Genomic DNA, 11,632 nt, shown 5'->3' with positions numbered 1-11,632 from the left:
TCATCAACAACGAGGTGCGAACTATAAATACCTTTTTTGAGCTTGTCAAACCTCTCGAGAGAAAAATTAAAAAAAAGCACTAAAAACTAGTGCTTCTCATTTAATTTCAAATAGTTATATAAAATGTAAAAATTTTTGTAATTTCACAACATTTTGGATTTTTGAGAATTTAATTAATTTTAAACAGATTTTATTTCCCAGGATTGCTATCAAAATATGGCGCTGCTGCTTTGAGGTATACAAACATAGAATAAAGCGTCAACAGTGCGGCTATATAGATAAGAATCGTACCTAACATTCTCATATCGATGCCCCAGAGAGGTTCAAAATAGAGCAGCATCGGGATTGCAACCATTTGCGCAATTGCTTTAATTTTGCCATACCAGTTGACTTTGACTTTTCCGGACATGCCGACTTGCGCCATCCATTCTCTTAATGCTGTAACGGTAATTTCTCTGCCGATAATAATTAAGGCAATAATCATGTCGACCCTTCCTGCTGCTACTAAAACGATAAGAGCCGCGCTGACCATCAGCTTGTCAGCAACCGGATCTAAGAATGCTCCAAGCTTAGTTCCCATTCCAAACTTTCTTGCGAAGTAGCCGTCTAACGCATCAGTAATTGCTGCAATGATAAAAAGAGCGCAGCCGATAATGTTTTGCCACTCCATACTCACCCATGAAATTGGGAGCATAAACACCCCAACAATCAAGGGAATAAAAGCAATCCTTGCCCAGGTGAGCCACATAGGCAAGTTAAAAGATAATTTTTGTATTTGTTTAGCCATGTAATTGCGAATAAATTTGTTTTGCTATCGAATGAGAAATTCCCTCGACACTAGCAATATCCTCTTCTGAAGCATTGGAAAGAGCTTTCAAGCTCCCAAAATGCGCTAATAGTTTTTTTCTGCGTTTGGGACCCACTCCCTCTAAATCCTCAATTTTAGAATAATTTCTTGCTTTCGCACGCTTTGCTCTCATTCCCGTAATAGCAAATCTGTGTGCTTCGTCTCGAATTTGCGCAATAAGCATCAAAGCTGCAGACTCTTTTCCCAATTTCAGAGGAAGTTTGTCCGGATCAGCAAAAATTAACTCTTCCAACCCAACTTTTCTTCCTTCACCTTTCGCCACGCCGACGATGACATTTTTATCGAGTCCGAGTTCATCAAAGACTTCACAAGCCATAGAAACCTGCCCTCTTCCGCCGTCAACTAAAACGATGGTAGGAAGTTTTGCTTCACCACGGGCCACTCGCGAATATCTTCTCGTTAAAACTTGACGCATGGCTGCATAATCATCGCCTGGTGTTACATCGTGAATATTGAATCGGCGGTATTGGCTTGAATCCATTTTATTGTTTGCAAAAACAACGCAGGATGCTTGAGTAGCTTCACCCGAAGAATGACTGATGTCGAAACATTCCACTGTAAAGTTGGAATAGTCTTCTCTGTCAAACTGTAGACCTAAAGCCTCTGTCAGAGCCTCCATTCTTCCTACTTGATGAGATTCTTCGCTAAGTTTTCTGCCCAAAGAAATCCTTGCATTCATCGTAGCTAAATCCAGCCACTTCTTTCGGATACCTTGAGGCTTTCTAGCAAAATAAACCGTTCTCGGAGAAAGTGCATTTAGCAGTTCCGAAATTGTATCGCCGTTTTCTTCAACATTAGCCAAAACAACCGGCGGTACATCCATTTCTAAGTAATGCTGAGCTACGAAGGCTTCAATGACTTCATCCACAGACGGAAGCTCCGTGTCCTTAGAAAATTTAGGGAAAATCGAACGATCTCCTAGATGTTGACCGCCTCGGACCATTGCCAAATTAACGCAGATTTGCCCTCCTTCAATTACGGCAGCAATGATATCGACGTTAAAGTCAGGAGTTGCAGTCATAGTCTGCATCTGGGTAACATTTGAAATAGCTGCCAATTGGTCACGAACTGCAGCCGCTTTTTCGAACTCTAACTTCTCAGCATACCTTTCCATCTTCTGCTGTAAAGTCTTTTGAATCTCTGCACTTTCTCCTCTTAAAAACTCTTTTGAGAGTCGAACTGACTCGGCATATTCTTCTTTGCTAACGCAATTGCAGCATGATCCGCTGCATCTGCCTATCTGGTGGAGAAGACAGGGTCGGGAACGATTATTAAAGACAGAATTCTCACAGACACGGATCTGAAAAACCTTCTGCACCACACTTAAAGCTTCTTTCGCAGCCGTAGCGTTTGGAAAGGGACCAAAAAAAGTTTGTTTTTTATCTAAGGCACCTCGGAAATAAGACAGGCGAGGAAAATCTCCTGCACTGAATTTCAGGTACGGATAGGACTTATCGTCTCTGAAGAGAATATTGAATCTCGGAGATTGAGATTTAATTAAATTGGACTCAAGAATAAGAGCCTCAGCTTCACTGTTGACAACAGTAATTTCGGCCCTGGCAATTAAGCCAACCATCATCTCGGTTCGAGGAGCAAGCGTCTTTTGAAAATAACTTGACACCCTCCTTTTCAAATCTCTTGCTTTTCCTACATAGAGAAGATTACCTTGCGCGTCAAAATATCTGTAAACGCCGGGAAGTCTTGGAAGGGTCTTTAAAAACTCAGAAGCGTCAAAAGGTTTTGCCTCCGTGTCTTTCTCATTCGTTGCATTGGTCGTCACAACTTATTGCCTGCTCAAAAAATATTCCGCAATTATGGAAGAGTTCTTTGACTCAAGTCAAAAAAAAGGCACCAGGTATTTCGCACTGGTGCCCGACTAACGGTAAGCGGACTCTGATTGGGCGATTCGCCCAAGTCCTTGAAACTTACCAACCTCAATCCCAAGGAGAAGAGAGAATTAAATCTCTCAGGTGCTATATTAGCAAAAGTATTTAGGTATTTCTACTACCTTCGTAAATACCTAGCTCAATTTGAGTTGAGGTAAATGTCCTTTATCTAGCTGCTGCCATCTTTTCCTCGACAGCAAGCATGTTTTCAAATTTCTTAACGTCAAAGCTTCTATTCCACATAACAGCCAAGAAACCTGCAAAAGCCACAAAAGTAGCACCGAAACTGATAAGCCAGTTTCCATGACTTAAACCTGCGGCCAAGTATCCGACAACGCAGCAGCCTGCCACAAACCAGGCGTAAGGAAGCTGAGTCGTTACGTGAGACATATGCGAACATCCGCTGCCCGCACTTGACAAAATAGTTGTATCGGAAATCGGTGAGCAGTGGTCGCCGAAAACAGAGCCGGCCAAAGTAGCGGACAAACACACCACAGTTAAGCTAGGATCGACTGAGATAGCAACCGGAACTGCGATAGGAATCAAGATACCGAATGTACCCCATGCTGTTCCTGTCGAGAAGGACAGCAATCCTGCAATAATGAAAATAACTACGGGAAGGAAGTAATCGAGACCTGTACCTCCGGCGACAAAACCTTGAACAAAGGTCTGAGTCAAAAGAAGGTCGCGGCAAACACCCGAAAGTGTCCAGGCTAATACCAAAATAATGTTGGCCGGAAGCATGAGTTTCATGCCTTCAATGCAGCCTTCCATAAAGGAACCAAACTTCACGATGCCGCGCGGAATATACATTGCCATCGCAACAACGATTGCACCAAAAGATGCCCAAACTAAAGCCTTAGAGGCTGAGCAGTTGCCGAGGGAGGCCGCAAAAGTATGATAAGCAGGATCATCTCCCCAATAGCCGCCGTCATACATGAAGGCTAAAACGGCAAATACGATTAGGGCAATTAATGGAACTAACATATCCCAGATAGTCCCGCGCGTGCTCGGAAGGTGCTTAGGTTTATCCGTAATTTCGTTCTCTACTTCCTTCAATGCCTTAGAAAGAGCTCTTTCTTCAGCAAGTCTCATCGGACCGAAATCTCTGTTGGTGAGGCTTAAATAGAAAACCAATAAGAGACAGAAAATGGCATAGAAATTGAATGGAATGGAAGAGACGAAAGCTTGAAAATCGCTTTCGAACTGACCCGTGGATTTCAAACTACTTCCGACAGCAGCTGCCCATGAAGAGATCGGTGCGATGATACACATTGGAGCGGCGGTTGAGTCAATGATATAAGCCAGTTTTTCTCTGGAGACCCGATAAGAGTCAGTCAAAGGTCTCATGACGGTACCGACCGTTAAACAGTTAAAGTAATCATCAATAAAGATAAGAAAGCTCAGACCAAATGTAGCTAAGATAGAGGACTTTCTGCTTTTGATTTTTTCTCTTGCGATTTCACCGTATTTGCGAGTGCCTCCGGACATTCCCAAGACATATACCAGTGCACCTAATAAAGTACAGAATAAGAGAATTTGAAAGTCAACCTTATCCCCCATTAATTTAAAGGTAACTTCCAGGCCTTTGACCATTGGATCGGCTGCTCCGCTTCCGAAGGAATAAATATAAGCTCCGGAAAGAATACCGATCATTAGAGAAGAAAAAACTTCTTTTGTTATAAGGGCCAAAACGATTGCGACTACGGGAGGAATAATCGACAACCAACCTGCTGCGTATGGATCCATTCTTATGCTTCCAAGTTAGAAAAATAAAATAAATTCTAACAACGCAAAGTTTGCTTATCCCCGCCCGGCTCTTAAAAGATACGAAAAAAGCGGCCTAAGCCGCCTTTTTCAAGAGTAATCCCTAATTACATTACTCTGCTGCGATACTCATCAGTTCTTGTATCGATTTCAATCTTGTCGCCTGTGTTGACGAAAGCTGGAACTTGAACGATGTGACCTGTAGAGAGTTTGGCTGGTTTCATAACCTTACCGGATGTGTCGCCCTTAACTGCAGGTTCTGTGTAAACAACTTCGCGAACCAAAATTGTAGGAAGTTCGATAGAAATAGCACGGCCATTGTAGAAAACGGCTTCAGCTTGCATGCCGTCTTCCAAATACTTAAGGCAGTCTTCCATCACTTCAGCTTCAACTTCAATCTGGTTGTATTCATCGTCCATCCAAACATAGTGAGGATCACCGTAGTAGGAATATGTAACTTCCTTCTTGTCGAGGATGATGTCATCGAAACGATCGTCAGCTCTGTAAACAGTTTCCGTTCCGGCATTGCTCAGAAGGTTCTTCATTTTGAGCTTAACTGTGGAAGCGCCGCGTCCGCCTTTGCTGTATTCGCTTTTAAGGACAACCATAGGATTGTTGTCAACCATGACAACATTACCAACTCTAAGTTCTTGTGCTGTTTTCATAATAAAAAAAATACCTGATGTTTTCTAACTGCCAATCGCAGATATAAGAGATCTTATGATTTTAACTTGCTTTCTATGAATTTGCACAAATTCTCTGTAAGTGAACCTACAGAATGTAAATTTTCTTCCCAAGCTGCCGCGCTCTCCGTTAATTCGGAAGTCGCATCGCGCCATTGAGGCCATAACTCTATAAAAGAAGATTCTTCCTTATTAAAAGCGAGATTAATTTCTTTCAAAAGCTTGAAATTCTTTTGAGAGTAAAAAGGTTTTAAACGATCTTCAAAAGCTGTCAGTTTATGAATGTGCGTATCCTCTGTCTGAGGATAAATATTCCAAATAAAAGGTTTACCGGCTAATTGAGCACGAGCAAAAGAATCTTCTCCTCGAATAATCAAAGAATCAGCAACCCAGAGCAATTTATCAAAATCAGTCTGAGGAAGCATAGGAAGAGGAACACACAAAATGTGAGGAAATGGCTTTGCCAGTTCTTGTATCTCTTTTCCGGCACCACCGGCCGCCAACAAAAGCTGAATAGGTCTTCGATCAGAAGCCAAGGCTTCAACCAAAATTTTAAGGGGCGCTGAGGGATAACAAAACACGAAAGTATTAAAGGGACTCTCCGGATTTGCTCCTATAGTTTTTAGAAAGACTTCTTTTTTACTCTTAAACAACTGACGGTGTTCGTTGAGTCTTGTCTCGCAAATAATTCCCCCTGTTTTATTGGTAACTCCCGGGAAGAAAAAGTATTTTTTCGTGCCATACCGCGGATGAGGCGAAGGCAGAGTGTGACAGCCCTCAACCCAGTCTTCCGCTGACAAATATTCTAAATTGATCCAGATTGGAGAAGGATTTCTTTCGGCAATTCTTTTTTCAAAAGAGTCAGGAATTCTGCACCCGAATGTCTCTATAACGATATCCGAGGGACTTTCTCGCTCCGCATCTTCCCATTTTAGGAGCTCAATTCCTGCAGCATGCTGTCTTGCTTTTTCACTGTCGACTCTTGGTTCAATCGCCGATAAGGTTTCAAGATTATTTATATAGAAGCGCACATTCCAGCCCTTCTCTTTCCTGATATCTCGCGCCAATCTCCAGCACACCCCTGCGTCTCCGAAATTGTCAATAACATCGCAGAAAATATCGCAGCCTATAGTATTTTTTTGCATGCTTATCCCATTCAATTAAGCTCGGAATATAGTACTCAAGTTGACTCAAGCCTTTTGAATTCTTAACTACAATAAAAACAGGAAGAGATTCTGCAGTTCTAAAATTCTCTCCCGTCCTAATTTAAAGAAGTATGAAGAAGTTCAGTAAAAAAATTAATTACGATGTCACTCAGTTTGATAATTCGTTTTTTGTACCTTACAAACTTAAGGCCGATGTAAGAACAATGATTGAAGAAAAGGTCCGACCCGATAAAGTCGAGCCTCTTATTGCAACATTGGAATATATCAGCAGCCGAGTTATGGATTCTTTGGAGGACGACGACCGAGAACCCAATAAGTTTCCTTTTTTTGATAACGAATTCGACAAAGACTGGCTTCTGGAAGGATTTGAACATGAGTCCATCGACCATATAGCCGAAAACAGCCCAAATAGGCTGTTTTCTGAACCGGTTTTCACCCCTGCCATCAGCGGCAATCCATCCAAGGTCTCTTTAATCATTTCTCCCACTTGCTTCGAGCAAGATGATAATTTCGGAGACTTCATCAGGCCACAGTAGCCAACCACCACGAGCTAAACCCGAGGCTTGCAAAAGCCTGGGTGGCTCGCTTCAATAAACCTGATTAATCTTTTCGGCGGTGAGTCTTCCTCCACTCCCAAGGTTCTTCAGGATTTGGCTGAGCCCATAATCCGCGTTTAGCCCTCTGTGCCTCATACATAGCTTCCTGATAAAGGACACGATCTTTCGGCATTACGTCTTTCTGATAGTTTCTGTAAAACCAAGCGTGGCCATCGAGCACCATTTGTCTATTGACATCAATATCGTTTGTAACGACCTTGCCTATTATTCTTCCGTATCGATCAAACTTCTTCTTGGAAAGGTAGTAGATTCTCACTTGATTGTTGCCGCTGCGGATAAGGTTTTCCAGATGACGTTGGCTCTCGTTTCCTCCGTCCATTTTTAGTTCCGGAGCATCAATTCCGAGAAGTCTGATTTTGATTTTATTGTTAGAACCCTTCTCGCGGACAGTTAAAGTATCTCCGTCAGCAACGCGAGTGACTCTGGCTTCAATGTACTCATATCCTGGATGGCCGAAATCTTTTTGATCGGCAGCCGTAGCAGTCTCGGATTTTTGAAAAAGATTGCCGATTTCACCAAAAGAAAGAGCCTGCGCAGTCGATGCCAAAAGGGCAGAAACTGCAAAAGCAGATAATATTTTTATTATTGACATATAGTTATGGTCTTCTCAGAGTAAATTTATCGAACGTAGATTCTAATTGCTTCAATACTTCGTTAGAAGGATAGTCGCTTCCAACTCTTGGTAAAGGATGCTCTTGAGTATGCATAGGAGGTTCTCTGTAAATTTGTAGAGCATACTCCCGTACTCCTCTCTGCTTAAGTTGCATTGCCAGGGCTAACAGCTGCTCTTCTGAAAGATAATCAGGATGGGCTGTCGTTCGGACTTCGAACGGGATTCCGCTCTTGAGAAGATCATCCAAGCTCTCCTCCACTTTTTCGATATGCAGCCTCTTGCCGACAACTCTTTCGTATAGTTCATGTTCGCATAGAGGTGCTTTGATATCCAGACCAACCCAGTCAAGAAAAGGAAGAATCTCTCTCAAATGGTGAGGATACATTCCTGCAGTATGAAGGCCGATTTTATAGCCGAGCTTCTTGGCTGATTGAATCGCCTCGTAAAGCGCAGGATCGGTCAAAGGCTCTCCTCCGCTGAAAACAACCCCGTCAATCAGCCCTATCCTTTTCTTCAAAAAATTTTCTAGGTAATCCCAAGAAACACGCTCTTCGTTCTCAGAGAAGTCTTTGGACTGCAGCTCTGGGTTTTGGCAATAAAGACATTTCCAAGGGCAGCCTTTAAGAAATATGACTGCCGACAAAAATCCGGGAAAATCAATTGTTGTAAACCTCGTCAATCCGGCAATTCTTAGTTGATTTGCCTGACGATGTTCCACTGGCGGAGGAGCTTGTATTGAAATCACCTTCATGGAATTTCCTACTCGTTGGATCGTATGAACGTAAAAAAACTCCGCAGAGTTAGTGCGGAGCTATGCAAAATAAAATGGACTTACTTAGAGCAGCCGCATTTCTCTTCGGTGAAGTACTTTCTTTCGGCGAATTCGCCTTGCTTTCCGATGTTAAAAGAAGAAGTAGGACGGTGATAACCCATAACGCGTGTCCAAACTTCGCATTTTGTTCTTTCTTCGTCTTTCAAAACGATGTCTTTATCTGTGGTATTCATAGCAACTCTTCCTTATGAAATTAAAAAATAAATGTTAAAAATTATCTGTTACTGAAGACTGTTCCAATCTCTTCTTAGCAATCAATTCAGCATCACACTTAGGACAGAACTCGTGGTTGCCCGGGATATATCCGTGTTTCGGACAGACGGAGAATGTCGGTGTAATGGTGATGTAGGGCAAGCGGAATTTCGTCAATGCTCTTCTAACGATATCGCTGCATCTTTCCGAGCTGGAAATAGCTTCGTTCATGTACAAGTGCAGAACTGTACCCCCGGTGTACTTCTTCTGAAGATCTTCTTGCATTTCAAGGGCTTCGAAAGGATCATCCGTAAAGTTAACCGGGAGCTGAGAGCTGTTGGTGTAATAAGGATGATCCGGTGTACCGGCTTGAAGAATCTTCGGAAAGCGCTTCTTATCTTCTTTAGCGAATCTATACGTGGTTCCTTCGGCAGGCGTGGCTTCCAAGTTGTACATATGACCGGTTTCTTCTTGAAAAATAACAAGTTTTTCACGGATGAAGTCGAGAACTTTCGCAGCGAAGGCATGCCCTTCAGGAGTTGTAATGTTATGTTCGTCCTGTGTAAAGTTTCTGATCATTTCGTTCAAACCGTTAACACCGACTGTGGAGAAATGGTTTCTCAAAGTACCGAGATAACGTTTGGTGTATGGGAACAAACCTTGATCCATATGACGCTGAATAACCTTACGCTTTAATTCTAAGCTGGTTCTAGCGATTTCAAGAAGCTCTTCAATTCTCTTGAATAGACCTTCTTCATCTTGAGCAAAAACGTAGCCGAGACGTGCACAGTTCAAGGTGACAACGCCTAAAGAGCCGGTTTGTTCAGCAGAGCCGAAAAGGCCGTTGCCGCGTTTTAAGAGTTCTCTCAAGTCCAACTGGAGGCGGCAGCACATGGAGCGAATCATGTTCGGCTTCAATTCCGAATTAATGAAATTTTGGAAATACGGCAGCCCATAACGTGCCGTCATGCTGAACAAGAGCTTAGAGTTTTCGCTCGTCCAATCGAAATCCGGAGTAACGTTGTAAGTCGGAATAGGGAAAGTAAAGACTCGGCCTTTAGCATCGCCTTCAAGCATGACTTCGATATAGGCACGGTTAATCATGGCCATCTCTTCTTGGAGATCACCATATGTGAAGTCCATTTCCTTTCCGTCGATAACAGGCACCTGCTGCTTCAAATCTTCCGGACATGTCCAGTCGAATGTAAGATTTGTAAAAGGTGTCTGAGTACCCCATCTGCTAGGAACGTTCAGGTTATAAATAAGTTCCTGGATGCACTGTCTGACTTCTTTATAAGAGAGTTTGTCAACACGGATGTAAGGTGCAAGATATGTATCAAAAGAGCTGAATGCCTGAGCGCCGGCCCATTCATTCTGCATCGTGCCTAAAAAGTTAACGATTTGACCGATAGCACTGCTTAAATGCTTCGGTGCACCCGCCTCAACTTTACCCGGAACGCCGTTAAGACCTTCATTGAGAAGTCTTCTTAAAGACCAGCCGGCGCAGTAGCCTGAGAGCATATCCAAGTCATGAATGTGAATATCTGCTTCTCTGTGCGCACGGCCTACTTCCGGAGGATAAACAAAGTTAAGCCAGTAGTTGGCAACAACTTTTCCTGAGACGTTCAGAATCAAACCGCCTAGGGAATATCCTTGGTTAGCATTAGCATTGACGCGCCAATCCTGCTGAAGCAAATATTCATTCATTGAGCTTTCTACGTCCACAAGGCTCTTGCGGGCATCTCTCATTTTTGCTCTTTGTTCACGGTAAACAATATAGGCCCTGAGAGTTTTTCTATAGCCGGTATCGAAAAGAGCGTTTTCTACCGCGTCCTGAATTTGCTCGATGGTCGGGGTTGTGAGTTCGTTCTTCTGGAGGTGGCGAACAACTTCAATATGAGTGATTCGATTAGCAGTGGCATCATCGAACTCACCGGTAGCTTTACCTGCCTTAGCAAGAGCGTTGGCGATTTTTGTTATATCAAAATCTTTGACACTGCCGTCACGTTTGATGACGAACTTAGGCAAAGCCTCTGTAGAGTTCATGAAACACACCTCCAAAAAAAACAAATAATTAGTATTGACGCAAACCTCATTTTTGAATTTGCGGGCTACAGATCTTATCTCTTTTTTGTTCTTTTGAGGAGGCTTTTAACACAACAGTTAGATACCCCCTGTATGAGTTACCACTATATATAGTTGTTTAAATAATTTCCAGAAATATCAAAGCCGAACCAATCTTCAATCATTTAGCCCTCGTTTAGAGAGACTAACTCATTATTCTTCCAAGTATTTTTTCTTTTTCGACCTCGGCAAAATTACCCCACACAAGATATTGAAAAAAGTTTGTTTTTGGATTGAATGGAACAAACCCTAAATGGGTACATCTTTTTTCAATTTCGAGCCGGTGATTTTTCAGATTGTATTTTGATCAAAAAAAATCTATCGAAACACAATTTCCGCAACTTCTGCAGCATGAGAGGTAAAGATAAGTTTCTTTTGTGATAAATATATTTTTATTATTTATATCTAATAAAGATACTTTATAGAAATATTTATTCTTTTTTCAGTTTTTTATTTTTTAATTAGGGACATTTTAAATTGAATCGATTTTTTTCTCACATTAATTTCATACCTTAACGACTTAACTTCCAAGCTGGAAAATTTCTTTTAAAACGTAAAAAAAAATTCTGATCAAAAAAAGGAAAAATAAAATATTTTTTAGCTTAGGAGAATGCTTGCCGCATCTAGTTCAACAACCGAGGAACATAATAATGAGAAAAAAGGCTGTCAAACTACTCGACAGCCTTTTTATATTTACTGTGGATTTTTTCCGGGACCAACCAGAAAGAATCCGATGCGTTTTGTTTGAGGAGCGACGCAACAATTTCAGTACGTACAGAATACACTAATTTTTATAATTTTTACATTTTCAAGATTACTAAATTTATCCTTAAAAAATAAGTAGTTACTCCTAATTGCAACTTCATAAAAATAACTATTAATAA

At 41.8% G+C, this 11,632-nt stretch carries 10 protein-coding genes; 1 reads left to right on the top strand and 9 read right to left on the bottom strand.

Annotated elements, in window-relative coordinates; genetic code table 11:
- Positions 1 to 190 precede the first annotated feature (190 nt).
- The 5 genes from pgsA to earP form a co-directional block, all read right to left on the bottom strand.
- Positions 191 to 787 carry a CDP-diacylglycerol--glycerol-3-phosphate 3-phosphatidyltransferase gene (gene pgsA / locus RDK53_RS11620; RefSeq protein ID WP_308515053.1) on the bottom strand — a complete coding sequence of 199 codons (597 nt, stop codon included), beginning with the start codon at positions 785 to 787 and terminating at the stop codon, positions 191 to 193.
- Positions 780 to 2,648, bottom strand: a complete 1,869-nt coding sequence (gene uvrC, locus RDK53_RS11615) for an excinuclease ABC subunit UvrC (protein WP_308515051.1) — start codon at positions 2,646 to 2,648, stop codon at positions 780 to 782. The genes pgsA and uvrC overlap by 8 nt, the downstream gene beginning before the upstream one ends.
- Positions 2,649 to 2,919: 271 nt before the next feature.
- Positions 2,920 to 4,503, bottom strand: a complete 1,584-nt coding sequence (locus tag RDK53_RS11610; RefSeq protein WP_308515049.1) for a Na+/H+ antiporter NhaC family protein — start codon at positions 4,501 to 4,503, stop codon at positions 2,920 to 2,922.
- Between the two features lie 125 nt (positions 4,504 to 4,628).
- Positions 4,629 to 5,186, bottom strand: coding sequence for an elongation factor P (efp, locus tag RDK53_RS11605; RefSeq protein ID WP_066591789.1), 558 nt, complete (start codon positions 5,184 to 5,186; stop codon positions 4,629 to 4,631).
- A gap of 53 nt (positions 5,187 to 5,239) precedes the next feature.
- Complete coding sequence (gene earP / locus RDK53_RS11600; protein ID WP_308515046.1) at positions 5,240 to 6,349, bottom strand: elongation factor P maturation arginine rhamnosyltransferase EarP; 1,110 nt, start codon at positions 6,347 to 6,349, stop codon at positions 5,240 to 5,242.
- A gap of 131 nt (positions 6,350 to 6,480) precedes the next feature.
- Here earP and RDK53_RS11595 point away from each other — a divergent pair, with 131 nt between their 5' ends.
- Positions 6,481 to 6,906 carry a hypothetical protein gene (locus RDK53_RS11595; RefSeq protein WP_308515044.1) on the top strand — a complete coding sequence of 142 codons (426 nt, stop codon included), beginning with the start codon at positions 6,481 to 6,483 and terminating at the stop codon, positions 6,904 to 6,906.
- 64 nt (positions 6,907 to 6,970) lie between these two features.
- Here RDK53_RS11595 and RDK53_RS11590 read toward each other — a convergent pair whose 3' ends face one another.
- From RDK53_RS11590 to RDK53_RS11575, 4 genes are all read right to left on the bottom strand, one after another.
- Positions 6,971 to 7,579 carry a thermonuclease family protein gene (locus tag RDK53_RS11590; protein WP_308515042.1) on the bottom strand — a complete coding sequence of 203 codons (609 nt, stop codon included), beginning with the start codon at positions 7,577 to 7,579 and terminating at the stop codon, positions 6,971 to 6,973.
- A gap of 4 nt (positions 7,580 to 7,583) precedes the next feature.
- The gene (locus RDK53_RS11585; RefSeq protein ID WP_308515039.1) at positions 7,584 to 8,351 is read right to left on the bottom strand and encodes an anaerobic ribonucleoside-triphosphate reductase activating protein; all 768 of its coding nucleotides are present in this window, start codon (positions 8,349 to 8,351) and stop codon (positions 7,584 to 7,586) included.
- Positions 8,352 to 8,431: 80 nt separating this feature from the next.
- Positions 8,432 to 8,605 (bottom strand): anaerobic ribonucleoside-triphosphate reductase, encoded by a 174-nt coding sequence (nrdD, locus tag RDK53_RS11580; protein ID WP_143597725.1) that lies wholly within the window; start codon positions 8,603 to 8,605, stop codon positions 8,432 to 8,434.
- A 34-nt stretch (positions 8,606 to 8,639) separates the two neighbouring features.
- On the bottom strand, positions 8,640 to 10,670 hold the full coding sequence (locus RDK53_RS11575) for a ribonucleoside triphosphate reductase (RefSeq protein WP_308515037.1): 2,031 nt from the start codon (positions 10,668 to 10,670) through the stop codon (positions 8,640 to 8,642).
- Positions 10,671 to 11,632 lie beyond the last annotated feature (962 nt).

Origin of the sequence: uncultured Turicimonas sp. (assembly GCF_902477955.1) — a bacterium.
Lineage (GTDB): Bacteria > Pseudomonadota > Gammaproteobacteria > Burkholderiales > Burkholderiaceae_F > Turicimonas.
Note: the sequence above shows the minus strand (reverse complement) of the source record. Positions and strands in the feature narration are given on the sequence as shown.